Here is a 23,621-nt window from a genome sequence, read left to right as displayed (position 1 = left end):
ACCGGCCCTCCCCCGCACTCACCGCTCCTTCGGCAACCCCAGGATCCGTTCCGCCACGATGTTGCGCTGGATCTGTGAGGTCCCGGCGGCGATGGTGTAGGACAGGGAGGACAGACGGTCCAGGACCCATGGCTGACGGAGGTCCAGGCCGGCCGGGCCGAGTACGTCGACCGCGGTGTCGTACAGCTCCTGACGCGCATGCGAGTACCGCAGCTTGAACACCGAGCCGCCGACCCCCGGCACCCCACCGCTCGCCTCCGCCTCGCTCACGTTCCACTGGGTCAGCCGCCACAGCGCCCGGAACTCCGCCTCCAGGCGGCCGAGTCGGCGCCGTAGCACCGGATCGTCCCAGCGGCCGTTCTCCCGGGCCGCGCCCGCGAGTTCGGCCACCACACGACGGCAGGCCACCACCTCGCCGACGAACGCGGTGCCGCGCTCGAAGGACAGGGTCACCATGGTCACGCGCCAGCCGTCGTTCTCCGCCCCCACCCGGTTCCCCACCGGCACCCGCACCTCGTCCAGGAACACCTCCGCGAACTCGGCCGATCCGGCGAGCGTGCGCAGCGGCCGTACGGTGATGCCGTCGGCGGACATGGGCATCGCGAGCCAGGTGATGCCCCGGTGCTTCGGCGCGTCGGGGTCGGTGCGGACCAGCAGTTCGCACCAGTCGGCGACCTCGGCGTGGGAGGTCCAGATCTTGGACCCGGTGACCACGTAGTCGTCGCCGTCGCGCCACGCGCGCGTGCGCAGCGACGCCAGATCCGATCCCGCGTCCGGTTCGCTGAACCCCTGGCACCACACCTCCTCGCCGCGCAGGATCGGCGGCAGCCAGCGCGCCCGCTGCTCCTCGGTGCCCTCGGCGGCGATGGTCGGCCCGGCGTGCAGCAGCCCCACGAAGCCGGCCCCGACGTACGGCGCGCCCGCCCGCTCCGTCTCCTCCAGGAAGATCAGCCGGGTCGTCGGCGAGGCGCCCCAGTGGACGTCGGCGTACCCGGCGTCGTACAGCATCCGCTGCCAGCCCAGGTCGTACGCCCTGCGTGCGGGCCAGTCGTCCGGGGACGGCTTCGGCGGCAGCGTCGGCAGCACCTTGGCGAGCCACTCCCGCAGCCGGGCGCGGAACTCCTCCTCTTCTGGCGTGCAGGAGAGGTCCATCAGCTGTCGAGGTCCAGGCCCAGCATGCGGATCGCGTTGCCCCGCATCAGCTTGTACACGGTCTCGTCGTCCAGGCCCTTCACATGGTCCAGGGCGACCTCTTTGGTGTGCGGGAAGGTCGAGTCGACGTGGGGGTAGTCGGTCTCGAAGGTGGCGTTGTCGCGACCCACCACGTCCAGTGATGCCACCCCGTGCTTGTCGCGGAAGAAGCAGCAAAAGATCTGCCGGTAGTAGTACGTCGACGGGGGTTCCGGGATCAGGTCGCGGACCCCGCCCCAGGCCCGGTGCTCCTCCCAGACGTCGTCGGCGCGTTCGAGGGCGTACGGGATCCAGCCCATCTGCCCTTCGGAGTAGGCGAGTTTGAGCCGCGGGAACTTCACCAGGACCCCGCTGAAGAGGTAGTCCATCATCGAGGCCATCGCGTTGTTGAAGCTCAGCGAGGCCTGGACGGCGGGCGGCGCGTCCGGGGAGGCGGCGGGCATCTGCGAGCTGCTGCCGATGTGCATGTTGACGACCGTGCCCGTCTCCTGGCAGACGGCGAAGAACGGGTCCCAGTAACCCGAGTGGATGGACGGCAGCCCGAGGTGGGTGGGGATCTCGGAGAAGGTCACGGCCCGCACCCCGCGCTCGGCGTTGCGCCGGATCTCGGCGACGGCCAGCTCCACGTCCCACAACGGAATGAGACACAGCGGAATCAGCCGCCCCCCGCTGTCCCCGCACCACTCCTCCACCATCCAGTCGTTGTAGGCGCGCACACACGCGAGGGCGACCTCCTTGTCGTGCGCCTCGGCGAAGGTCTGCCCGCAGAAGCGGGGGAAGGTCGGGAAGCAGAGGCTGGCCTCGACGTGGTTGAGGTCCATGTCCGCGAGGCGCGCCTTCGGGTCCCAGCATCCGCGCCGCATCTGTTCCCTGGTGATGCCCTCCAGCGTCATCTCGTCCCGGTCGAAGCCGACGGCGGCGATGTTGCGCTTGTAGGGGAACTTCAGGTCCTCGTAGATCCACCAGTCGGTCGGCTGGCCGGCCGGGTCCATGGTGATCTGGTACTTGCCGCCGATGTAGGCGAGTTCCCCGATCCCGGCGGTCAGCGGCTTGGGCCCACGGTCGCGGTACCGGGCCGGGAGCCAGGTCTCGAAGAGGTGGGCGGGCTCGATCACATGGTCGTCGACGCTGATGATGCGGGGCAGTTCGGTCATGGGTCCCCTCCGCCGGACGGTACTTATCTGATGGTCCGTCAGATAGCATGCTACCTGACGAGCCGTCAGCCAAGGAGGGGGCACACGTGAACGACACTCCGCACGCCCTGGGTTCCTCCCGCACGCTGTGGGAGCTGGTCGTCCGTCGCGCGGCCCTCACCCCCGACCGCCCGGTGCTGCTCCAGCAGGACCGCACGCTCACCTTCGACGGCCTGCGCGCGCGTGCCGAGCGGGTGGCGGCCGGCCTGTACGGCATGGGGGTGCGGCCCGGCACGGTGGTCGCCTGGCAACTGCCCACCCGCATCGAGACAGCCCTCCTCTCCTTCGCCCTGGCCCGCCTGGGCGCCGTACAGTCCCCGGTGATCCCCTTCTACCGGGACCGGGAGGTCGCCTTCGCGCTGCGGGAGTCCACGGCCGGCTACTTCGCCGTACCCGGTGTCTGGCGGGGCCACGACCACACGCAGATGGCCCGCCGCCTCGGCGCGAAGGGCATCTTCGAGGCGTACGACACCCTCCCCGACGGCGACCCGTCCGTCCTCCCGGCCCCGCCCGCCGAGGGCACGTCGGTCCGCTGGATCTACTGGACCTCCGGCACCACCTCCGACCCCAAGGGCGTGCTGCACACCGACCGCTCCCTGATCGCCGGCGGCTCCTGCCTCGCCCACGCCCTGCGCCTGACGCCGGACGACGTAGGTTCCATCGCCTTCCCGTACGCCCACATAGGCGGCCCCGACTACCTGGTGATGCTCCTGCTCTACGGCTTCCCGGCGGTGATGTCCGAGCACTTCGCGCTGCCGGACGCGCTGGCGGAGTACCGGCGGCACCGGGTGACGGTGGCCGGGGGCTCGACGGCGTTCTACTCCATGTTCCTGGCCGAACAGCGCCGACAGCCGGGCGAGAAGCTGATCCCGTCCCTGCGCCTGCTCGCGGGCGGCGGCGCACCCAGGCCCCCCGAGCTGTACCACGCGGTGGTCCGCGAAATGAACGTCCAGCTGACCCACGGCTACGGCATGACCGAGGTCCCGATGATCACCATGGGCGATCCGGCGGACAGCGCCGAGAACCTGGCGACGACCGAGGGCCGCCCGCCGGCGGGCATGGAGATCCGGATCGTGGACGGCGAGATAAGACTCCGCGGCGAGGCCGTCTGCCAGGGCTATCTGGACCCCGCCCAGACGGCCGCCGCCTTCGACCCCGACGGCTTCCTGCGCACCGGCGACCTGGGCCACATGACGCCCTCCGGCCATCTGGTCCTCACCGGCCGCCTGAAGGACGTCATCATCCGCAAGGGCGAGAACATCTCCGCCAAGGAGATCGAGGACCTCCTCGCCGCGCACCCCTCCGTGGCGGACGCGGCGGTGATCGGCCTGCCGGACGCCGAACGGGGGGAGCTGGTCTGCGCGGTCGTCGAACAGCCGCCGGGCACGGCCCAGTTGACTTTGCCGGAGGTCGTCTCGTACCTGCGCTCCTCGGGCCTGTCCGTCCACAAGCTGCCGGAACGGCTGGAGGTGGTGGAGGCACTGCCCCGGAACGACACGCTGCGGAAGGTGCTGAAGTACAGGCTGCGGGAGCGGTTTTCGTGAAAGCAGTGGGCAGAACGCGCCCTCTTTGCGGTACGGACTGTGGCCGAAGCCTCAGCAAGTCGCCTTACCTACGCAGAACCACACAGTTCCAGCGCCAAGTGCGCCAGCACCGGTGATATGGGGAATGCCTCGGCCTGGTCGGCCGCTACTCCGGCACCGTGAAATAGCGGGCGAACGCCGGGATGATGTCCGGTTCGGTGATGGCGCCGTCGGTGTCGGTGTCGAGCGCGGCGGCGACCGTGTCGGCGAGCTCGGCGGGGACGTGCAGGACGCGCAGGACGCGGGCGGCGTCGGCGACCGTGAGGCGGCCGTCGGCGTCCGTGTCCGCCACCGCGAGGGCCGCGTGCAGGAACGGCCGGGCGATCTCCGCGAAGCGTTCGGGGTTGTCGCGCAGGCGCTTGACCGCGCCGCTGACGAACTCCTCGCGGGTGATGCGCTGGTCGCCGTCGCGGTCGGCGATCCCGGCCATGCCCTGCCAGAACGCCTCCGCGCCGGCGTACAGCGCCTGCCCCTTGTCGGAGCGTGCGGTCACGGCGAACTCGGCGAGGAGCGCCTTGGCCGCCGCGCTGAAGTCCTCGCGGTCGATCCAGCCGTTGCCGTCCTGGTCGAAGGTGGCGAACCGGGCTGCGATCCTGCGCTCGTATTCGGTGCTGACCATGTCTTTCGGGCCGCCTTAGGTGTGCGTCGTCCGGGTTCCCACGGGTGCGTGCGGGACCTGGCAGGGAGCGTATGACGCGGGTGGCCGTCGGAAGGCGTTAATCCGGCGGTTGTGCCAAGACCGGGGGAATTCTGCGACAACAGTGTGGTCGTGTCGCGAAGGATCGGGCGGCGCGTCAGGCCGAGAGGGGGCCCGCCTCGTCCGTGGTCGCGGAGGCGACGTCGGGGCGGACGTCGAAGAGCCGGCGCACGCCGAGCGCGCCGAGGACCCGGTTGACGTGCGAGCCGTCGTCGGCCCCCCGGTCGGGCAGGATGAGCCGGAGCCGGCCCTGACAGGAGCGGATCAGCCTGCGGGCCGCGACGAGGACGCCGACCCCGCTGGAGTCGCAGAAGAACACGTCGGAGAGGTCCACGACGAGGCTGTGGTGCCCCTCGGCGACGACATCGTGCACACGTTGACGCAGAACCGGCGAGGTCATCAGGTCCAGTTCCCCGGACACCCGGAGCACGGCCCACTCGCCCTGTTCGACGCCGGTCACCTTGAATGCCACGTCCCTGCCCCTCCGCTCGCCGGAACTTCCGGAACCGCCCGGAAACGGAAGCAGTTCCTACGCTTGCTTCCGCGCGGCTGCCCACCGGCCGTTCCCTGAAACGTCGAGCGACAAACTACACATGATCAACAAGGGACTTGTTTCGGTCACTATCGATCCCGTCCGATCAGGGATGCACTCAAGTTGTGTGAAGGTTATGTGAAGAGGGCACTATCACCTGCAGCCCTTCCGGGGGCGTGCATTGGCACAAAGGGGCGTGCGCTGTCACACGTGCCGACTACATTCGAGAAGACGGTGCAGACAGGCTGGACGGGCCGGACACGGGTGAGGGGAGGGGACCGCATGGCCACGAAGGACGTACCGCCCCGCTGGGACCGCAGGATGCAGCAGCGGCTCGCCCGTGGTGAGGCGGCCGCCCTCGGCGAGCTGTACGACCGCTTCGCCTCGCTCGTGCACGGCCTCGCCCACCGCGTCCTCGGCGACGACAAGGCCGCCGACACCCTCACCCGCGAGGTCTTCGCCCACCTCTGGGAGCACCCCGAGACCTACGACCCCAAGGAGGGCCCCCTGCGCACCTGGGTGGCCGACGTGACCAACCGGTTCGCCGTGCAGCGGCTGCGCGACAGCGAGGCCGCCGCGCTGGCGCAGGGCGGCGCGGGCTCCCTGGCGGAACTGGAGCGCAAGGTCCGCCGCGCCGCGGTCGCCGCCCGCGCCGACTACATCGTCCACTCCATGCCCGCCCCGCTGCGCCGCGCCCTCGACCTGGCCTACTTCCAGCGCCGCGACTACCGCCAGACCGCCGCCGACCTCGGTGTCACCGAGGACGAGGCCCGACGCCGGCTCCGCCTCGGCCTGCAACTGCTCTCCACCGCCCATGACGCCGGGACACCGCCGGGACACGGGGGTGCGGTGTGAGCGGAGCGGGAGGATTCGGGGCACCCGAGGAGCGCGGCGAACGCGGCAAGTCCGGCGAGCGCGGCGAGCACGGCGAGCACGAGGGGCCGGGAGACGAGGAGCGGCGCGCGGGGCAGCCGTACGAGGGCGACGGCGGCCAGGGCAACACCGGCCGAGGCGCGGGCGGTCGGGGCAACAGCGGCCGGGGTTCGGGCGGCCACACCGGCGAGGGTGCCGGTGGTGGCTCGGGGCAGGACCCGCGCCAGGCCGGCGGGCCCGAGCCGGACCGGCCGGCGCGCATACCGACGCCCCGCGCCTCCGTCGAGGACAACGGGCGTCCGCTGCCCGACCTCGCCGATCCGGGGGACCTCCCGCCCGTGCCGCTCGACCTCCCGCACGACGTCCTGAAATCGCTCCTCGGCGCCTGGGCGCTGGCCGCCTGCTCGGCCGCGGAGACCGCGGCCGTCGAGGACCACCTGGGCTCCTGCGGAGGCTGCGCCGACGAGGCCCGCCGGCTGCGCGAGGCGGTCGGCCTGCTGCACCAGCCGGAGAGCCTCGACCTGGACCCGGGACTGCGCACCCGCGTCCTGCAGAGCTGCCTGGAGCGCCGCCCGCCGCGCATCCCGGTCCCCGAGTGGGCGGCGCCGTACGACGCCGAGACCGCGCGGCTGGACGCCCTGCTGCAGGACTTCGGGGACGCGGAGTGGCACGCGCCGGTGCGGCTGCGGTGGTTCGAGGCCGACGCGGCGAAGAGCCGTCGTACGACCGTGGCGGGGGTGATCGCACACCTGCTGTCCGTGGACGGGCTGATCGCGCTCGCGCTCGGCCTGGAGGACCCGCTGGCCGAGGTCGTCGACACGGCCGAACCGGACGCGTCGGGCCCGCAGGGGCGCACCGAGGCGTTCTGGCGGAACTCCCACTTCCCGCCGACCCGCTCGGTGCGGGGGCCCTGGCGGGAGCAGAGCCACGGCCTGGTGCGGACGGTGTCCTTCACCGGCGGGCACGCGGGCGGGCTCGCGGTGTCGTACGGCGACTTCGAGCTGCCGCTGCACGACGCCATGCTGGACCGGGCCTTCGAGTGCTGGGTGCACGCCGAGGACATCGCGGAGGCGGTGGACTACCCGTACCAGCCGCCCGCGCCGCGCCACCTGAACAGAATGATCGACCTCGCCGCCCGGCTGCTGCCCGCCGCGCTGGCGGAACGCCGGCAGGCGGGGCTGGGCTCGCCCGCCCGCGGCCGCCACCTCGGCCTCGCCGGCGAGCCCGGCCGCAGCCTGCGGCTGGAGATCGAGGGTTCGGCGGGCGGCGAGTGGCTGATCCCGCTGGACTCACCGGCGGCGGTCGGCTCCGCGGACCTCGAGGTGGCCCATGTGGCGCTGGACGGCGTGGAGTTCTGCAAGCTGGCCGCCGGCCGGGTGTCGCCGGAGGAGGCTGCGGTGGGGCAGGTGGGCGACCGGGAGGCGATCAGGGACGTGCTGTTCGCCACGGCGGGGTTGAGCCGGCTGTAGGGGCGGGTTGCGGTTTCGCGGGCGGCTGCGGGTGAGTTGTGGCTTGTCGCGCAGTTCCCCGCGCCCCTTGAGCAGGCGCAGTGGACCTACTCAGGGGCGCGGGGCTGTATCGATATGCGGCTCCGCCGCGTGGGCGCGAACGGCCCGCACGCACCCGCAGCCGCCGAACGACGCAAGCCCCCCGAGCTCTCAGGCGAACACCACAGTCCGTCGGCCATTCAGCAGAATGCGCCGCTCCGCATGCCACTTCACCGCCCGCGCCAGCGCCTGGCACTCCACGTCCCGGCCGATGGCCACCAGCTGATCCGGTGTCACATCGTGGCCGACCCGCTCGACCTCCTGCTCGATGATCGGGCCCTCGTCCAGGTCGGCGGTCACATAGTGCGCGGTCGCCCCGATGAGCTTGACCCCCCTGGCGTGCGCCTGGTGGTACGGCTTCGCGCCCTTGAAGCTCGGCAGGAAGGAGTGGTGGATGTTGATGATCCGGCCGCTGAGCTGCTTGCACAGGTCGTCGGAGAGGACCTGCATGTAGCGGGCGAGGACGACCAGTTCCACGCCCTCCTCGCGCACGATCTCCAGCAGCTTCGCCTCGGACTGGGACTTCGTGTCCTTCGTCACCGGAATGTGATGGAAGGGGATGTTGTAGGAGCCCACCAGCTCCTCGAAGTCGGTGTGGTTCGAGACCACGCCGACGATCTCCACCGGCAGCGCACCGATCCGGGCCCGGAACAGCAGGTCGTTCAGGCAGTGCCCGAACTTGCTGACCATGAGCAGGATCCGCGTCTTCTCGTCGGCCCGGTTGATCTGCCAGTCCATGTGGAAGGAGTCGCCGATCGCCGCGAAGCTCGCCCGCAGCTTCTCCACCGTCACCGGCGCCTCGGCCGAGAAGTGGACGCGCATGAAGAACAGACCCGTGTCGTGGTCGCCGAACTGCTGGCTGTCCTCGATGTTGCAGCCGGTCATGAAGAGGTAGCTCGACACGGCGTGCACGATGCCCTGCTTGTCCGGGCAGGACAGGGTGAGGACGTACTGGTCGGCCGGGGCGGCGGGCGCGGACTGCTCGTTCATGCACTACAGGTTCTCACGTCCGGACCGCCCCCGGCGCTGTGGTCCGCTACGCGGACCTCGTCATGATCCGCAGCACTTCCAGGCTCTTCGGCGGCGCGTCCGGGTCCTCCCCGTCACTCGCCGCCATCCGGACGTGCGCGTCCCGCGCCGCCCGCACCGCCTCCGGCCACCCCTGGTGGTCGAGGTAGGCGGCGACCGGCGCGTCCGGGCCGACCTGGTGCATGATCCGCAGCACCCGCAGTACGGCGGTGTCCACGAGCGCCGCCTCCTGCGAGTCGCGGAATATCGTGCCGACGTACTTCTCCGCGGACCAGTTGTCCAGCCAGGTGTCCTCCACGAGCCGGTAGACGGCGTCGGTGACGTCGCCGTACCCGTCCACGCCGGCCAGCCAGACGTCCCGCTGGAACACCGGGTCGGAGAGCATGTGCAGCGCCGAGCGCACATTGCTGCGCCAGCGCCACCACGGCATGTCGCTTAGGGGCATGCCGCCCATGGTGGAGGAGCGACGGCCACGACGGGAAGAGTTCTCCGAACCTTGCACGGTCATCGATCGTACGTTCCTCGCCACACCAGCCTCACCGGCCCCTGCAATTCACCTCGGCGTCACCTTTCGTTGACCCAGGGTCACTCACCGGTTAGCGGTGTGAGGGAATCGTGCTGACACATGACCGGCAGGCGACGCGCGATCAGTACATTCCTCCATTCCTCCCTCCGCCCCGGCAGAGCCACCGCCCTGACCGCGGGCACGGTGGCCCTCTGTGCGTCGCTCACCGCCGGATGCGGGGTCATCCCCGGTGCCACGGGGGGCTCCGGGGATGACCCGATCAAGGTCATGACCTGGGCGCCCGAGGGCACCGACGCGACCAACAAGCCCGGCATGCCCGCGATGGCCCACGCCTACGCCAAGTGGATCAACGCGCACGGCGGCGTGAACGGCCGCCAGCTCCAGGTCCTGACCTGCAACGACCACAACGACAGCGTGGGCGCCGCCAAGTGCGCCAAGTACGCGGCCGACGAGAAGGTGGTCGCGGTCGTCGGCTCCTACAGCCAGTTCACCGACTCCTACTCCGCGCCGCTGGAAGGCGCCGGCATCCCCTACATAGGCGGCTACGGCGTCACCAACGACGAGTTCACTGGCCAGATGTCCTACCCGGTCAACGGCGGCCAGCCCGCGCTGCTCGCCGGTCTCGGCAAGGCCCTCGCGGCCGTCTGCGGCAATGTCTCGCTGGTCCGCCCCGACAGCATCGCCGGCGACGAGTTGCCCGTGCTGCTCGACTCCGGGCTGAAGACGGGCGGGCACGCCAAGGCGGGCGACCAGCTCGCCGAGGAGGCCGCCACCGAGTACGGCGACCAGGCCGACCAGGCGCTGCGGTACGCCGGCCAGGACCTCACGAAGAAGGGCTGCGTGGTCCCCGCGCTCGGGGACCGCACCGACACCTTCATGGACTCCTTCCGACGGGAACGCGAGAGCTTCCCCTCGGTACGGCTAGCGACCGTGCTCGGCAGCGTCGACCAGACCGTGATCAACGCCACCGGCGGGGCGTCCGGGCCGTACGAGGGGGCGTACATCACCGGCTGGTACCCGCCGGCGTCGGACGCGCGGTGGGACCCGATGAAGAAGGTGATCAACGAGGAGGCCTTCGGCGACACCCGCATCGACCCCGCGGACGCCGGAGTGCAGACCACCTGGATCGCCTACACCGTGCTGAAGGCCGTCCTGGACAAGATCGGCGACGGTGACGTGACCGCCGACTCCGTGCGGCGCACCCTCGACGACGGCCTGCAGGTCTCCACCGGCGGGCTCACCCCGACCCTGCACTGGACCTACTCCAGCACGCTCGGCGCGGTCGGCTTCCCGCGGATGGTCAACGCCGACGTCACCCTGCAGGTGGTGCAGGACGGCAGGCTGGTCGCCGCCCGCAGGGGCGTCGGCGGATTCGACGGCGCCACCGACATGACGCAGACGCTGGAGAGCGCCGACGTGCAGTGACGCCCGCCGGCGCGTCCCCGGCCCCGCCGCTCAGAGCTGGGTGGGCTGGCGCTGGGTGAGGCCGTACTTCTGGGCGATCGCGTTCCACAGCGCCGCCGCCTTCACCTTCTGCGCGCTGGCGGTGCCGCTCGCCCGGTTGCCGGCCTGGGTCTCGCCCGTGACGCGGGCGTGGCCCTTGCGGCAGACCTTGTGGTCCTTGGCCTGTCCGGCCCAGGCCGCGTAGTGGTTGTCGGCCGCGGCGGACGCCTGCCAGGCCTTGGTCAGCGCGGCGGTGAGCTCGCCGTTGTTGGGCAGCTTGTCGACGGACAGCTTGCCGAGCTGGGTGACCAGGTCGCCGCGCTGCTGGGCCGCGGCGCGCAGGTCGGTCGCGGCTCCGTCGAGGTTGTCGCAGTTCTTGACGTCGGCGACCGCCTTGATCACCGAGGCGCGGCTGCTGCCGCTGTCGGCGAGCAGCTTGTCCAGCGCCACCGCCTGCTCCCGGGCCGGATCGGCGGCCGAGCCGGAGCCCTGGCCGGGCGCCGGGGACGTGGCCGCGACCGTCCTGCCGTCGGCGGCCTGGTCCTTGCCGCCGCCGCTGAGCAGCGCCCCGACGCCCACACCGACGACGACGATGCCGACGCCGATCGCGGCGATCAGCGGCACCCGCGACCGGCCGCGCGGCCGGTCGTGGTCGTCGTCGTGCGCGGGGGCGTACGACGGCTGCTGTGCGCCGTACGAGGGCTGCGTGGCGCCGTACGGCTGCTGGACGCGCGGCATCTGCTGGGTGGCCCCGGACGGGCCGTCGCCGCCCGCCGAGCCGCCGCGGAAGAGGCTGTCGAACTCGGCCGGCGGCTGCCGGTCCGCGCCCTGCGCCTGCGCGGCGTAGGGCGGTATGTACTGGGTGGCCTCCGCGTCACCGGAGGCGGGCGCGGGCGCCTGCTGCGGGGCCCGGCCGAGGTAGCGGGTCTCCTCGCCGCCCGACTCGGGCGGCAGCGCACCGGGCACCGGCGGGATGTACTGGGTCGCGCCCTCGTTGGCGGGGGCGGCCGGCACCGGCGGGAGGTACTGCGTGGCGCCCTCGGCGGGGGCCGCCGCCTGCACCGGCGGTATGTACTGCGTCGCGCCCTCGTCCCCCGCGGGCAGCGGGGCGGGGGCGGCCGGCGGCTGCGGGTACGGCTGCTGCTGCGGGGACTGCGGCAGGGACTGCTGCTGCGGCTGGGGCAGGGCCTGCTGCGGCTGTTGGTACGGCTCGGGTGCCGCGCCGTACCCGGGCTGCTGACCGGCGCCGTGGCCACCGCCCTGCGCGCCGGCTTCGTACGACGGCATCTGGCCGTACGACGGGGCCGGGGCGCCCTCCGGGGGCAGCGGGCCGGGGTTCGCGGCGGGCGGCTGCTCGGCCGGGGCCTGAGGGCCGTGCCACTGCTGGGCCGCCGCCGGGGGCCAGCCCTGGCCCGGCTGGGGCGGCTGCTGCTCGGGCCCCCAGGAGCCACCCCAGGCCTGCCCGCCGGCCGGGGCAGCGGGGGCGGGCGCGCCGGTCATGCCCGGCAGCAAGGGCTCGCCTCCGTCGGAGGGCAGCACGATGCCTTCGCGCGCGGGCCGCGCCGAGGGCTCCTCGCCCTGTCCACTCTGCGTCACCGGGACTCCTACTAATGGGGGACCTTGTGAATCGGGCTCACGCTACCGGGTCCCCCGAGCCGGGTGCCATGCAGCTCAGGGCGAGACCTCCTCCCCTGTGACGGCGGTAACAAAACTGCCCCGCGGCGCGCTGATATGGGGCACCCTTGCGCCCCGGCGTGCCGTTCGCCCTGCGTTCACGCGACCGCGGGGCCGGTGTTCACGCGGCCTGCTGGAGATCGAGGCGCGCCCCGAACTCCCGTACCACCGCCTCCTCCCGGAAGGGCTCCAGGCGCTGCTGGAGATCCTCCAGATACTCGGCGCCCCGGTTGGAGCGGAGCGTCTCCAGCAGTTCCACCGCCTTCAGGCCGGTGCTGCAGGCCTGTTCGACCTCCCGCCGCTGCACCTGGGCCGTGGCGAGCAGACAGAAGCCGATGGCCCGCCGGCGGACCCGGGTCTCGGGGTGCCCGGCCAGCGACTGCTCGGCGTACCGGGCCGCCTGCTCGCTCTGGCCGAGATCGCGGTGGCAGTGCGCCAACTCGTCGGCGAGGTACGCCTCGTCGAAGTGGCGGATCCACACCGGGTCGTCACCGGAGGAGCCGTCCGCCTGCTCCATCGCCGTCACCGCCCGCCCGATGGACGCCTGCGCCGCACGCCCGTCGCCGAGCAGGGCGTGCCCGCGCGCCTCGGCCGCGTGGAACATCGCCTCCACGCGCGGGGTCACCCGCCCGCGCGCCCCCTCCTGCGCCGCCCGCGCCAACTGGGCGATCTCCCGCGGGTTTCCGAGCTGGGCGGCGAGGTGGCTCATGGACGCGGCGAGGACGTAACCGCCGTACCCGCGGTCCCCGGCGGCCTGCGCGAGCCGCAGCGACTGGATGTAGTACCGCTGGGCCAGTCCCGGTTGCCCGGTGTCCACGGCCATGTACCCGGCGAGCTCGGTCAACCGGGCGACCGCGGCGAACAGTTCCCGCCCGACCGTCTCCCGGTACGAGCCGGCGAGCAGCCCGGAGACCACGCTGTTGAGGTAGTGCACGACGACCGGGCGCACATGCCCGCTGCCGTACTGGTGGTCCAGGTCGGTCAGCGCCTGCGTCATGGACCGTACGGCCGCCACGTCGGCCTGCCCCACGCGCGGGCCCGCCTGCCGGGCCACCTGCGCGTCCGGCGCCGAGATCAGCCAGTCGCGGCTGGGCTCGACCAGCGCGGAGGCGGCGACAGAGGAACCGGACAGGAAGTCCCGCCGGCCCACGTCGCTGCGCCACAGCTCGCAGACCTGCTCGATGGCCCCCAGTACCGTCGGCGAGAACTGGAGACCGACCCCCGAGGCGAGGTTCTTGCCGTTGGCCATGCCGATCTCGTCGATCGTGACCGTACGGCCGAGCTTGCGCCCGAGCGCCTCCGCGATGATCGCCGGGGCGCGGCCCCGCGGCTGCTGTCCGCGCAGCCAGCGGGCCACGGACGTCTTGTCGTAGCGCAGGTCGAGGCCGTGCTCGGCGCCGCACATGTTGACCCGCCGGGCCAGCCCGGCGTTCGAACACCCCGCTTCCTGGATGAGTGCCTGCAGCCGTTCGTTGGGCTGCCTCGCCACGAGAGGCCTTGCGGCCATGTGCTACCCCCTGCGTTGCGATCCCCTGGGCGTAACCGTTCCGGGAAGATCACTGCCCAGCTGACATACCGTCAATGCGCGACATGTGCCGTTTGCCGGGGTAACGACGGCTGCCAACCCCACCCCTGGCTACCCACCTCACGCCCTGCTTCCCCCCGCGCGCCCCCACCCGTGCACCCATGCGCCCCGACTGCCGAATCGATGCGCCATCCCCGCGCGCGCTACGGCCGTAACCCGAGGTGGGTGCGGGAGTTGAGAGGGGCGTGGAAGAGACGATCGCGGGCGCCGAAAACACTCAGATTGCCGGTCAGATTCCGCAGCAGCGCGGGGAATCGCTGCTGGAGAACGCCGTACGCTACGCCGAGGAACGCCACTGGGACGTGTTCCCGGGCACCTGGCTGGTAGCGGTCGACGGCAGGCAGCGATGCTCGTGCGGCGACGCCACCTGCCCTGCGCCGGGTGCGCACCCCGCGCGCCCCGACTGGGCGACGCAGGCGACCGGCAGCGCGACCGTCGCGCGCCGGATGTGGCAGAAGCAGCCGACGGCCTCGATCCTGCTGCCGACGGGGCGGACGTTCGACGCGTTGTCCGTCCCGGAGACCGCGGGGTTCCTCGCTCTGGCCCGTATGGAGCGGATGGAGCTGACGCTGGGGCCGGTGACGTTGTCCCCCGACCGCCGCATGCAGTTCTTCGTGCTGCCGGGCGGTGCCGCGAAGGTGCCGGACCTGGTGCGCAAGCTGGGCTGGTCGCTCACTTCCCTTGATCTGGCGGCACTCGGCGAGGGCGCGTACGTGGCCGCTCCTCCCACGCGTTTCGGATCGCGCGGCGCCGTGCAGTGGGCTTGCCGGCCCACCCCGGCGAACCGGTGGCTGCCGGATGCGGAGGAGCTGATCTCGCCGCTGGCCTATGCGTGCGGGCGGGACCGGTAGCCTCCGGTCGGCAGCGCCGCCGTAGCCTTCATGCATGACCGAAACTGCGGTACGCGTGCGTGGGCTCTGGAAACAGTTCGGGCAGCAGGTCGCTGTCGGCGGGATCGATCTCGAGCTGCCCGCCGGGAAGTTCATCGGGCTGGTCGGGCCGAACGGAGCCGGCAAGACCACGACCCTGTCCATGGTGACCGGGCTGCTGCGGCCCGATGACGGCACGGTCGAGGTCGTCGGTCATGACGTATGGCGCGACCCCGTCGCCGTCAAAGCGAGGATCGGTGTCCTCCCCGAAGGGCTGAGGCTGTTCGAGCGGCTGTCGGGGCGGGAGCTGCTCGGATACTCGGGGCGGCTGCGCGGACTGCCGGGGCCCGAGGTCGACAAGCGGGCCACGCAGCTGCTGGACGTCCTCGACCTGGCCGGCGCCCAGCACAAGCTCGTCGTCGACTACTCCACCGGCATGCGCAAGAAGATCGGGCTCGCCGCCGCACTCCTGCACAACCCCGAGGTGCTCTTCCTGGACGAGCCGTTCGAGGGCGTCGACCCGGTGTCCGCGCAGACCATCCGGGGCGTCCTGGAGCGCTACACCGCCTCCGGCGCCACCGTCGTCTTCTCCTCCCACGTCATGGAGCTGGTCGAGTCGCTGTGCGACTGGGTCGCCGTGATGGCGGCCGGGCGGATCCGCGCGACCGGTCCGCTCGCCGAGGTGCGCGGCACGCACCCCACTCTCCAGGGGGCGTTCCTGGAGCTCGTCGGGGCGAGCGGACGGGACGCCGGCTCCGATCTGGACTGGCTGGGCGGCGGAGCGGCCCGATGACGAACCTCACCTCCACCGTCGTACGGCTGAAACTCTCCCTCCTGCGCAACGGGCTGCGGCAGTCCGGGGGCCGGCGGGCCGCGTTCGTCGTCTCGGCGGTCGTCGCCATCCTGTTCGCCCTGCTGCAACTGCTCGGGCTGCTCGCCCTGCACGGGCACGCGCACGCCGACGCCGTCGCCGTCCCGGGTACGGCCGTACTGGCGCTGGGCTGGGCGGTACTGCCGCTGTTCTTCCCCACCGGCGACGAGACGCTGGACCCCACCCGGCTGGTGATGCTCCCGCTGCGCCCCCGCCCGCTGGTCCGGGCGCTCCTCGCGGCCTCCCTGATCGGCATCGGCCCGCTGTTCACGCTGCTGGTACTGGTGGGCTGCACGCTGTCCGTCGCGCAGGGCGCCGCCGGCGGCACCGTGGCGGTGCTCGGCGTCTGTCTCGCCCTGCTGATCTGCGTGGCGCTGGCGCGGGCCGTCGCCACCGCCAACGTACGGCTGCTGAGCAGCAGGAAGGGCCGCGACCTGGCCGTGCTGAGCGGGCTGGTGATCGCGGTCGGCGCGCAGCTGGTCAACTTCGGGGCGAGGGAGCTGGGTTCGGCCGGCCTCGGGCAGTTGCAGCCGGTCGCGGACGTACTGTCATGGGTGCCGCCGGCATCGGCGGTGGCCGCGGTGCGCTCTGCGAGCCAGGGCTCGTACGGCGTCGCGGCCGCCCAACTCGCCCTTGCGGCCGTCGGGTTGGCGGCGCTGATCGCCGTGTGGGCGCGGAGTCTGACCCGGCTGATGACCGCGCCCGACGCCTCCACGCTGCAGCCGGCCGACGCGGCAGACCGCGGCCGCCCGGCCGCCGGACTCGGCCGGCTGCTGCCGCAGGGCCGCACGGGTACGGTCATGGAACGCAGCCTGCGCTACATCTGGCGGGACCCGAAGACCAAGGCCGCCTGGGTGACCTCGCTGGCGATCGGACTGATCATTCCGGTGTTCAACGCGGTGCAGGGCACCGGGTCGATCTACTTCGCGTGCTTCGCCGCCGGGATGCTCGGCATCCAGATGTACAACCAGTTCGGTCAGGACACCTCCGCGTTCTGGATGGTGGCCATGACCATCTCCTCACCCCGGGACGCCTACGCCGAGCTGCGCGGCCGCGCCCTGGCACTGCTGCTGATCACCCTGCCGTACGCGGCGCTCGTGACGGTGGTGACGACGGCCCTGCTCGACGCCTGGCCCCGGCTGCCTGAGGTACTGGGCCTGTCCCTGGCCCTGCTGGGCGCGATGCTCGCCACCGGCGCCTGGACCTCGGCCCGCTTCCCCTACTCCATCCCCCAGGAGGGCCACAAGAACGTCGTCCCCGGACAGGCGGGCCTCGCCTGGATCTCCATCTTCGGCGGCATGATCGCAGCGGCCCTGCTCTGCTCCCCGGTCATCGCCCTCACCATCTGGCTCCACGTGAGCGCAGGCGGCGAGGCGTGGAGGTGGCTCCTGCTCCCGGTGGGCGCGGCATACGGCGCGGTGCTGACCCTGGGGGGCCTACGCCTGGCAGCTCCGAGAACGGCGGCACGGCTCCCGGAGATCCTGACGGCTGTAAGCAAGGGGTAGGGAGACTTACCCAAGGGGCGCGGGGAACTGCGCGAGAACCCACCACGCACCCGCACTCGCCGACGAAAGCCCAACCCGGCAGATGAACAGGCGCTCAATCCCCGAGCACCCGATCAAGAAACGGCCCCACAGCCGACCGCCAAGCCAACGGCAGTTCATAGTGCGCGAGATGCCCGGCATCAGACACCTCCGCATACTCCCCCGCTGGAAGCACTCGCACCATCTCCTGCGCCTCCGCCCGCCCCAGCTCCCCGTCCACCCCGCGCACCACCAGCGTCGGACACCGCACCTGGGCCAGCTCCTCCCAGTGCGCGTCGTACACCCATGTCTCCCGGGACCTCAGCATCTGCTCCGGCTCGAACACGGGCCGCCAGCCGTCGGCGGCCTCGTGCATCACCTCGGCATAGAACTCCCCACGCGCCGGATTCGGCCGCTCCACCCAGGGATCGTCCTCACCGAACCACTTGCGTACGTCGGCCAGCGTGGCGAAGGGGACGGGCCAGGCATGGAACCAGTCGGCCCACTCCCGCTGCGAGGCGGCGCCCAGGGCCGAGGCCCGCATGTCGCAGATGATCAGGCCCCGCACCAGTTCGGGGCGTTTCGCGGCGAGCTGCCAGGCGGTCAGCGCGCCCATGGCGTGGCCGATGAGGAGCGCGGGGGCGAGGCCGAGCTGTTCCAGGGCGGCCTCGGCGTCCTCGACATAGGCCTCGCGGGTGTAGGCGGCCTGTGGGGGCTTCTCGCTCTGGCCGTGCCCGCGCTGGTCGAGGGCCACGGCGCGGTGGCGTGCGGCGAGCCAGCGGGCGGTCGAGGCCCAGTGCGAGGCACGGCCCATCAGGCCGTGGAGTAACAGCACGCCCGGCGCCACGGACTCCGGATCGCCCTTCGGCGGGTCGGCGAACTCCCAGGCAGCCAGGCGCACCCCGCCCGCTCCCGTCACGTCGATACGCCGTGCCATGGGCCTGGCACCCCCCAGCTCCGCCTGCCTCGTACCGGTGTACTGCCGTACTCGCTCGTACTCGCTGCTGTCGCTGTCGTACGCGTCCTGCCGCCGCAGAGTACCGAATCCATCGAATGGACATTCGAAAAATCCGTCTCTGCGGACAACACCCCTCATTCGAGTGACACCCCTCAAGGCATGATCGCCGCCATCGAGGGGATCTTTTCTGGCGGGAGGCGGACCGCTCGGGGAAAAACGGTCCGAGGGGGATGACCCTGAGAGCTCGGGGCTCCGGGTCAGCACAGGGGAGGACAGGCCCCGGCGCCACAAGGCGCCGGGGCCCTCTCCTGCTCAGCGCTTGGCGACGAACACATGCGAGGCGACATCCGCCTCCAGCTCGGCCGCCTCACCACCGCTGCCCACCAGGACACCGCCGGCCGACTCCGTCACGCTCACCACGGAACCGGGCTGCACACCCGCGCGCCGCAGCGTGTACATCAGCTGCGCGTCCGTCTGGATCGGCTCGCCGATGCGGCGGACGACGACCGTCTTGCCGTCCGCGCCCGCGTCCAGGTCGGCCAGCGAGACCATGCCCTCGTCCAGGAACGGGTCGGCGCCGTCCTTCTCGCCCAGCTCCTCCAGGCCCGGGATCGGATTGCCGTACGGCGACTCGGTCGGGTGCCGCAGCAGCTCCAGCACCCGCCGCTCGACGGCCTCGCTCATCACGTGCTCCCAGCGGCAGGCCTCCGCGTGCACCTGCTCCCACTCCAGGCCGATCACGTCGACGAGGAGGCACTCGGCCAGCCGGTGCTTGCGCATCACACGCGTGGCGAGCCTGCGGCCCTCGTCCGTCAGCTCCAGATGACGGTCACTGGCGACGGACACGAGCCCGTCACGCTCCATCCGCGCCACCGTCTGGCTCACCGTCGGCCCGCTCTGGTCGAGCCGCTCCGCGATGCGGGCGCGCATGGGGACGACGCCTTCCTCTTCGAGCTCGAGGATGGTGCGGAGATACATCTCCGTGGTGTCGATCAGTCCGGACATACGTGCCCCTCGATTACCTCTGCCGGCAGCCCGGCGCGTGCGCTGGCCCTGGCACCAATTCTGCCGGATCCGACTGACAAGCGGGGGCCTCCGGCGGAACGGGCCGGTACGGGAACCACCGTAAGGGGTTCCGCCCGTCGCGGGGCGCGGGTCCCCGCGCCCCGCGGATGCGTATGCGTTCCATCTCGTGTGTTCAATCTCGGGCCACCAATCTTGCGGGAACAGGATGTGGGGTGGGTCACGTTCCAGTTGAATGAAGGCCACTGAGCGAACCGTGCGCCGCAAACGCGCCGACGCAGCCTGCAGGGGGTCCAGGTGAGTGCTTCCCGGCGGAGTGGGACCACCGACGAACTGGGGCCGGACGAACCCGGTGAGTCGGGGGGATCCGACCTGCTCGCCGCACTGCTCGACGGCATGGACGCCGCCCTGTGCGCCTTCGACGCCGACGGGGTCGTCACACACTGGAACCGGGAGGCCGAGCGGATCCTCGGCTGGACGGCCGCCGAGGCGGTCGGACGGCACGGCTTCGCCGGATGGGCGGTGCGCAGCGCCGACGCCGAGGAGGTGCAGGCCCGGCTGATGTCGGCCATGCACGCACCCGGGCGTCAGGTGCACGAGTTCGCGCTGGTCACCAAGGGCGGCGGGAGAGTCCTCGTACGGACGCAGTCCGCCGCCGTGCGCGGGCCCGACGGAAAGCCCGCCGGGGTGTACTGCGCGTTCAGCGAGGTGCACGCACAGATCGACCTGGAGCGGTCGATCGCGCTGAGCGAGGCGCTGTTCGAGGACGCGGCCTGGGGGGTCGTCCTCATCGACGCCGACCTGCGGCCCGCCGTCGTCAACGCGCACGCGGCGCGTGCGCTCGGCATCGGGCGCACGTCCGCGCTGGGCCGGCCGCTCGGCGAACTGCTCGCACAGGGCGTGGAGGAGCTGGAGGCCGCGCTCACGCATGTGCTGGCCGAGGGCGCGCCGCCCGCGCCCGCCGACATGTGGGTCACCGTGCGCACCGCCCGGGGCGAGGAACGGCGCTGCTGGCGGAACGGATTCGTGCGGCTGGCCTCACCCCTCGCGGAGGAACCCGTGCCGCTCGGCGTCGGCTGGCTGTTCCAGGACGTCACCGAGGGCAAGCAGAGCGAGCAGGAGGCGGCCCTGCTGCGGTTCCGCACCAACCAGCTGCACCGGGCCGCGCGCGCCGCCGCCGAGTGCGAGGACCCGGCCGAGGCGGCCACCGTCCACCTCGACTTCGCCCTCGCCGGCTTCGCCGACCACGCGTTGATCGACCGGGTGGTGCCCTCCCCGCGCTCGAAGAGTCCGGAGGATTCGGAGGGCTCCGAGGGCTCCGAGGGCTCGGAGGGCGAGGAGGCGGCCGTACGGCTGGTGCGGCTCGCCGCGACACCCGCCGGAGCGCCGGGACCGAGCCTGCTCACCGGCGCGGCCGGGCTGCCCGTGCGCTACGAACCGGGCCATCCGGCGCTGCAGTGCGTGGCGCGGGCCGGGGCCGTGCGCGCGGACGCCGGGTCGGTCCCGGCGCAGCGGGCGCGGGAATGGGCGCTGGCCCGGCAGTGGCCCGGTGACGCGGTGCACGCCCTGTGCGCGGTGCTGCGCAGCCGGGGCCGGACCCTCGGCGTGGTCACCTTCCTGCGCGGCTCCGGCCGCAGCCGCTTCGAGCGCTCCGACACGGCCTACGCGGAGGACGTGGCGGTCCGCATCGCGGCGGCACTGGACCTGGCGGACGCGGTACGGGACGAGAAGGGGCCCGGGGGGACTCAGCGCCGGTAGAAGATCCGGTCGCCGTACTCCCGCATGACCCGGCCGTTCCACTCGTGCCCGCCGTCGACGTTGCCCGAGCGCAGGAGCGGGGGTTCGATGCCCCGGTCGGCGAGGGCGGACGCGGTGGTCGCCATCACGGCCTGCATCAGGGCGGTGGTGACGACCGTGGAGGCGGGGGCGAAGGGCGCCGGGATGGTGTCCAGGGTGAGCTCCGCGTCACCGACGGCGATCTTCGAGTCCAGGACGACGTCGCAGTGGTCCTTCAGGAAGCTGCCGGAGGAGTGCCGGGAGGTGGTCTGCGCGGCGTACGCCACCGAGGTGACGCCGATGACCTTCACCCCGAGGGATCGGGCGCTCAGGGCCATCTCCACGGGCAGCGCGTTGCGACCGGACAGGGAGATGATCACAAGGGCGTCGCCGGCCCGGAGCGGTGAGGTGTCGAGGACGGCGCTCGCGAGGCCGTCGACCCGTTCGAGGGCGGAGCCGAGGGTGGCCGGGGTGACATCGACGCCGACCACACCGGGGACGGCGAGCAGGTTCATCAGGGCGAGACCGCCCGCGCGGTAGACGACGTCCTGCGCGGCCAGGGACGAGTGCCCCGCCCCGAAGGCGAACAGCCGCCCACCGGCGGCAACGGTGTCCGCGAGCAGGGTGCCGGCCGCGGCGATCGCCCCGGCCTCCTCCTCACGCACCCGTTGCAGCAGCCCGATCGCGGCGTCGAAGAACAGGTCGGCAGGCGTGCCGTCGCTCATGCGGAGCCCCTTCGCAGCGTCTGTGTCGCGGATCACGGTGCGGTCTGGACCAGTGCGGTGTCAATACGGGGCCCCTAGCATCAGCGCCGGTCGCGCGTTCGGGGAATTCTGGAGATTCGCACATCTGGGCGACTCACGGCTGATCACAGGAGCGACCGCGCCTCAGTTCACTAACTTCGCATCCCACACGGAGAAGGGAGGTCACTCGCTCCCCGGCACAACGCTGCCTGTCGGGTGACCAGCCCAAGTCATCGCGATCGGCGATCAGGGAGGTGACCTCGATGACTACGTTCCCCGTAGGCGAGCAGACCCACCAGGCTGTGCTTCCTCAGCAGCCTGCTCTGGAATCCGTGAGAGCAGACACCCCCGGGAGCGGGGACGAAACGGCTCACGGACACCCCGCCACCGCGCGGGGCACCGACGGGAAACATGGGCGAGGGGAGATCGACGGGCACGGCACCGGAACCCGTCGGCGTCACGCCAAGAGCGCTGCCCAGGCAGCGAAGGCGGCAGAGAACGTGAGCGGTGACGCTCAGACAGGTGCGAGCAGGGTTTTCGTGCTTTCCCAAGGACGGGCACCCGCTCATGCCCTGCCATCCCGCCCGCGCCCGCGAGCTCCTCCGGAAGGACCGGGCTGTGGTCGCGCGACAGGTGCCCTTCACCATCCGGCTGAAGGACCGCGCGCTGGCTGACTCCGAAGTCGACGGCGTGCAGCTACGGATCGACCCCGGCTCGCAGGGCACCGGACTCGTCCTCACCGACGAGAAGAAGGAAGCTACCGAAGACGGCGCCAACGTCACGGTCCGACGTGGACTCGTCTCCGTCGAACTCCAGCACCGAGGTGCGCAGATCCAGGCCTCCATGCAACAACGCGCGGGCTGCCGAAAGAGACGACGTTCAGCCAACTGCCGCTACCGATCACCGCGCTCGAACAACCGGGTCCGCCCCGAAGGATGGCTCCCGCCCTCCCTGCGCCACCGCGTCGACACCACCTTCTCCATCGCGCGCCGCCTCTGCCGCTACGCACCCGTCACCGAGATCCATCTGGAACGCACCGCGTTCGACACTCACTCCATGAGCGCCGGCAGGCCTCTGTACGGGGCGGAGTACGCGCAAGGCACCCTCGCGGGCACGACGGCCCGGGCCTACCTGCACAAGCGGTGGAACAGCTCCTGTGCCTACTGCGGTGCGACCGGCGTGACTCTCAACATCGAGCACATACGACCCCGCAGCCGCCGAGGATCCAGCCGCATCACAAACCTGGTTCTCTCCTGCGTCCCGTGCAACAAGGCCAAGGGCAGCCGATCCATCGAGTCCTTCCTGGCCACCCGACCCGACCTTCTGGCGCGGATCCTCGACCAGACCAAGGCACCGCTGCGGGACGCCTCGGCCATGAACGCGATCCAGGGGCGACTCACAGAATCACTGGAGGCGCTCGGAAAGCCCGTGCACGCCTGGCCGGGCCACCTCACCAAGGCGAATCGCGACGTCGTAGGCCTCGCCAAGACGCACACGCTGGACGCCCTGTGCGTCGGTGACCTTGATCGCGGCAGACGCAACGTGATCGTCCGTGTCCCCGATCGGGTACTGATCGTAAAGGCCACCGGTCGTGGCTCATACGCCCGCACCACACCGGATCGCTTTGGATTCCCACGGCTACAGCGGGCTCGCAAGAAGCAGCACTTCGGGTATGTCACCGGGGATCTCGTGCGTGCAGTCATGCCTTCAGGCAAGTGGAAGGGCACGTGGGTCGGACGTATCTCTGTCCGGGCAAGGGGCCAGCACAGCCTCAACACGCCAGCCGGCCGGATCAACGTCTCTCACTGGAATCTGCGGCTGCTCCAGCGGGGCGACGGGTACAGCTACGACGTCCGTCCGGAGGCCTCTACATCAGGAACTCCGAAAAACAGTTGAGCTCTCCGCGGCCGCTTCCTAGGCTGTGCCTCACGTAGGGAAGGAGGTGATCGGGTAAATGAGTGAAACCCGGACGCGCGAGGTGGCTG

General features: G+C 71.6%; 20 protein-coding genes. 9 read left to right on the top strand and 11 right to left on the bottom strand.

Going from position 1 to position 23,621, the window contains the following annotated elements; genetic code table 11:
* Positions 1 to 18: 18 nt before the first annotated feature.
* Together ACWC2T_RS19285 and ACWC2T_RS19280 are read right to left on the bottom strand one after the other, a co-directional pair.
* Positions 19 to 1,152, bottom strand: coding sequence for an acyl-CoA dehydrogenase (locus ACWC2T_RS19285; RefSeq protein ID WP_450671540.1), 1,134 nt, complete (start codon positions 1,150 to 1,152; stop codon positions 19 to 21).
* Positions 1,152 to 2,345, bottom strand: a complete 1,194-nt coding sequence (locus ACWC2T_RS19280) for an amidohydrolase family protein (RefSeq protein ID WP_450671539.1) — start codon at positions 2,343 to 2,345, stop codon at positions 1,152 to 1,154. Before ACWC2T_RS19280 ends, ACWC2T_RS19285 begins: the two co-directional genes overlap by 1 nt.
* An 86-nt stretch (positions 2,346 to 2,431) precedes the next feature.
* Between ACWC2T_RS19280 and ACWC2T_RS19275 the strand changes: the two genes are divergently transcribed.
* Positions 2,432 to 3,928 (top strand): class I adenylate-forming enzyme family protein, encoded by a 1,497-nt coding sequence (locus ACWC2T_RS19275; protein WP_450671538.1) that lies wholly within the window; start codon positions 2,432 to 2,434, stop codon positions 3,926 to 3,928.
* Positions 3,929 to 4,073: 145 nt separating this feature from the next.
* Here the strand turns inward: ACWC2T_RS19275 and ACWC2T_RS19270 are convergent, their stop codons facing one another.
* Together ACWC2T_RS19270 and ACWC2T_RS19265 are read right to left on the bottom strand one after the other, a co-directional pair.
* Positions 4,074 to 4,586 (bottom strand): EF-hand domain-containing protein, encoded by a 513-nt coding sequence (locus ACWC2T_RS19270; RefSeq protein WP_450671537.1) that lies wholly within the window; start codon positions 4,584 to 4,586, stop codon positions 4,074 to 4,076.
* A 175-nt stretch (positions 4,587 to 4,761) separates the two neighbouring features.
* The gene (locus ACWC2T_RS19265; protein ID WP_450671536.1) at positions 4,762 to 5,136 is read right to left on the bottom strand and encodes an STAS domain-containing protein; all 375 of its coding nucleotides are present in this window, start codon (positions 5,134 to 5,136) and stop codon (positions 4,762 to 4,764) included.
* A 342-nt stretch (positions 5,137 to 5,478) separates the two neighbouring features.
* On the opposite strand from ACWC2T_RS19265, the gene ACWC2T_RS19260 reads away from it, so the two are divergent.
* Both ACWC2T_RS19260 and ACWC2T_RS19255 read left to right on the top strand, forming a co-directional pair.
* Complete coding sequence (locus ACWC2T_RS19260; RefSeq protein WP_450671535.1) at positions 5,479 to 6,051, top strand: sigma-70 family RNA polymerase sigma factor; 573 nt, start codon at positions 5,479 to 5,481, stop codon at positions 6,049 to 6,051.
* Complete coding sequence (locus ACWC2T_RS19255; RefSeq protein WP_450671534.1) at positions 6,048 to 7,538, top strand: MDMPI N domain containing protein; 1,491 nt, start codon at positions 6,048 to 6,050, stop codon at positions 7,536 to 7,538. Before ACWC2T_RS19260 ends, ACWC2T_RS19255 begins: the two co-directional genes overlap by 4 nt.
* A 189-nt stretch (positions 7,539 to 7,727) precedes the next feature.
* Here ACWC2T_RS19255 and purU read toward each other — a convergent pair whose 3' ends face one another.
* Together purU and ACWC2T_RS19245 are read right to left on the bottom strand one after the other, a co-directional pair.
* On the bottom strand, positions 7,728 to 8,606 hold the full coding sequence (gene purU / locus ACWC2T_RS19250; protein ID WP_351206335.1) for a formyltetrahydrofolate deformylase: 879 nt from the start codon (positions 8,604 to 8,606) through the stop codon (positions 7,728 to 7,730).
* A gap of 46 nt (positions 8,607 to 8,652) precedes the next feature.
* The gene (locus ACWC2T_RS19245) at positions 8,653 to 9,153 is read right to left on the bottom strand and encodes an SCO4402 family protein (protein ID WP_450671533.1); all 501 of its coding nucleotides are present in this window, start codon (positions 9,151 to 9,153) and stop codon (positions 8,653 to 8,655) included.
* 117 nt (positions 9,154 to 9,270) lie between these two features.
* Here ACWC2T_RS19245 and ACWC2T_RS19240 point away from each other — a divergent pair, with 117 nt between their 5' ends.
* Positions 9,271 to 10,596, top strand: coding sequence for an ABC transporter substrate-binding protein (locus ACWC2T_RS19240; protein ID WP_450671532.1), 1,326 nt, complete (start codon positions 9,271 to 9,273; stop codon positions 10,594 to 10,596).
* Between the two features lie 30 nt (positions 10,597 to 10,626).
* Here the strand turns inward: ACWC2T_RS19240 and ACWC2T_RS19235 are convergent, their stop codons facing one another.
* Positions 10,627 to 12,210, bottom strand: coding sequence for a hypothetical protein (locus ACWC2T_RS19235; protein ID WP_450671531.1), 1,584 nt, complete (start codon positions 12,208 to 12,210; stop codon positions 10,627 to 10,629).
* A gap of 199 nt (positions 12,211 to 12,409) precedes the next feature.
* Positions 12,410 to 13,795 (bottom strand): transcriptional regulator, encoded by a 1,386-nt coding sequence (locus ACWC2T_RS19230; RefSeq protein ID WP_450671530.1) that lies wholly within the window; start codon positions 13,793 to 13,795, stop codon positions 12,410 to 12,412.
* Positions 13,796 to 14,058: 263 nt separating this feature from the next.
* On the opposite strand from ACWC2T_RS19230, the gene ACWC2T_RS19225 reads away from it, so the two are divergent.
* The 3 genes from ACWC2T_RS19225 to ACWC2T_RS19215 are packed head-to-tail and all read left to right on the top strand — an operon-like array spanning position 14,059 to position 17,118.
* Positions 14,059 to 14,724, top strand: a complete 666-nt coding sequence (locus tag ACWC2T_RS19225) for a bifunctional DNA primase/polymerase (RefSeq protein ID WP_450671529.1) — start codon at positions 14,059 to 14,061, stop codon at positions 14,722 to 14,724.
* A 34-nt stretch (positions 14,725 to 14,758) separates the two neighbouring features.
* Positions 14,759 to 15,535, top strand: a complete 777-nt coding sequence (locus tag ACWC2T_RS19220) for an ABC transporter ATP-binding protein (protein WP_450671528.1) — start codon at positions 14,759 to 14,761, stop codon at positions 15,533 to 15,535.
* Positions 15,532 to 17,118: a transporter gene (locus ACWC2T_RS19215; protein ID WP_450671527.1), complete on the top strand. Its 1,587-nt coding sequence runs from the start codon at positions 15,532 to 15,534 to the stop codon at positions 17,116 to 17,118. Before ACWC2T_RS19220 ends, ACWC2T_RS19215 begins: the two co-directional genes overlap by 4 nt.
* Positions 17,119 to 17,212: 94 nt before the next feature.
* On the opposite strand, the gene ACWC2T_RS19210 is transcribed toward ACWC2T_RS19215, so the two are convergent.
* The gene (locus tag ACWC2T_RS19210; protein ID WP_450671526.1) at positions 17,213 to 18,073 is read right to left on the bottom strand and encodes an alpha/beta fold hydrolase; all 861 of its coding nucleotides are present in this window, start codon (positions 18,071 to 18,073) and stop codon (positions 17,213 to 17,215) included.
* 333 nt (positions 18,074 to 18,406) lie between these two features.
* Positions 18,407 to 19,099 (bottom strand): metal-dependent transcriptional regulator, encoded by a 693-nt coding sequence (locus ACWC2T_RS19205; protein WP_069780244.1) that lies wholly within the window; start codon positions 19,097 to 19,099, stop codon positions 18,407 to 18,409.
* A 315-nt stretch (positions 19,100 to 19,414) separates the two neighbouring features.
* On the opposite strand from ACWC2T_RS19205, the gene ACWC2T_RS19200 reads away from it, so the two are divergent.
* Positions 19,415 to 20,875 (top strand): PAS domain-containing protein, encoded by a 1,461-nt coding sequence (locus tag ACWC2T_RS19200; RefSeq protein WP_450671525.1) that lies wholly within the window; start codon positions 19,415 to 19,417, stop codon positions 20,873 to 20,875.
* On the opposite strand, the gene ACWC2T_RS19195 is transcribed toward ACWC2T_RS19200, so the two are convergent.
* Positions 20,863 to 21,618: an SIS domain-containing protein gene (locus tag ACWC2T_RS19195; protein ID WP_450671524.1), complete on the bottom strand. Its 756-nt coding sequence runs from the start codon at positions 21,616 to 21,618 to the stop codon at positions 20,863 to 20,865. The two genes, ACWC2T_RS19200 and ACWC2T_RS19195, sit on opposite strands and share 13 nt — an antisense overlap.
* 585 nt (positions 21,619 to 22,203) lie before the next feature.
* Between ACWC2T_RS19195 and iscB the strand changes: the two genes are divergently transcribed.
* Positions 22,204 to 23,532: an RNA-guided endonuclease IscB gene (iscB, locus tag ACWC2T_RS19190; protein WP_450671523.1), complete on the top strand. Its 1,329-nt coding sequence runs from the start codon at positions 22,204 to 22,206 to the stop codon at positions 23,530 to 23,532.
* Positions 23,533 to 23,621: the final 89 nt, after the last annotated feature.

The organism is Streptomyces sp. NPDC001393, assembly GCF_053597455.1.
The sequence above is the reverse complement of the archived record's forward strand: the minus strand, read 5'-3'. Positions and strand labels throughout refer to the sequence as shown.

What these genes read in the sequence shown, in the direction of transcription:
- ACWC2T_RS19195 (WP_450671524.1), bottom strand. Translation starts at nt 21,618, where the DNA reads ATGAGCGACGGCACGCCTGCCGACCTGTTCTTCGACGCCGCGATCGGG.
- ACWC2T_RS19205 (WP_069780244.1), bottom strand. Translation starts at nt 19,099, where the DNA reads ATGTCCGGACTGATCGACACCACGGAGATGTATCTCCGCACCATCCTC.
- ACWC2T_RS19260 (WP_450671535.1), top strand. Translation starts at nt 5,479, where the DNA reads ATGGCCACGAAGGACGTACCGCCCCGCTGGGACCGCAGGATGCAGCAG.
- ACWC2T_RS19220 (WP_450671528.1), top strand. Translation starts at nt 14,759, where the DNA reads ATGACCGAAACTGCGGTACGCGTGCGTGGGCTCTGGAAACAGTTCGGG.
- ACWC2T_RS19240 (WP_450671532.1), top strand. Translation starts at nt 9,271, where the DNA reads ATGACCGGCAGGCGACGCGCGATCAGTACATTCCTCCATTCCTCCCTC.
- purU (WP_351206335.1), bottom strand. Translation starts at nt 8,606, where the DNA reads ATGAACGAGCAGTCCGCGCCCGCCGCCCCGGCCGACCAGTACGTCCTC.
- ACWC2T_RS19270 (WP_450671537.1), bottom strand. Translation starts at nt 4,586, where the DNA reads ATGGTCAGCACCGAATACGAGCGCAGGATCGCAGCCCGGTTCGCCACC.
- iscB (WP_450671523.1), top strand. Translation starts at nt 22,204, where the DNA reads ATGCCCTGCCATCCCGCCCGCGCCCGCGAGCTCCTCCGGAAGGACCGG.
- ACWC2T_RS19215 (WP_450671527.1), top strand. Translation starts at nt 15,532, where the DNA reads ATGACGAACCTCACCTCCACCGTCGTACGGCTGAAACTCTCCCTCCTG.
- ACWC2T_RS19210 (WP_450671526.1), bottom strand. Translation starts at nt 18,073, where the DNA reads ATGGCACGGCGTATCGACGTGACGGGAGCGGGCGGGGTGCGCCTGGCT.
- ACWC2T_RS19280 (WP_450671539.1), bottom strand. Translation starts at nt 2,345, where the DNA reads ATGACCGAACTGCCCCGCATCATCAGCGTCGACGACCATGTGATCGAG.
- ACWC2T_RS19285 (WP_450671540.1), bottom strand. Translation starts at nt 1,152, where the DNA reads ATGGACCTCTCCTGCACGCCAGAAGAGGAGGAGTTCCGCGCCCGGCTG.
- ACWC2T_RS19230 (WP_450671530.1), bottom strand. Translation starts at nt 13,795, where the DNA reads ATGGCCGCAAGGCCTCTCGTGGCGAGGCAGCCCAACGAACGGCTGCAG.
- ACWC2T_RS19245 (WP_450671533.1), bottom strand. Translation starts at nt 9,153, where the DNA reads ATGACCGTGCAAGGTTCGGAGAACTCTTCCCGTCGTGGCCGTCGCTCC.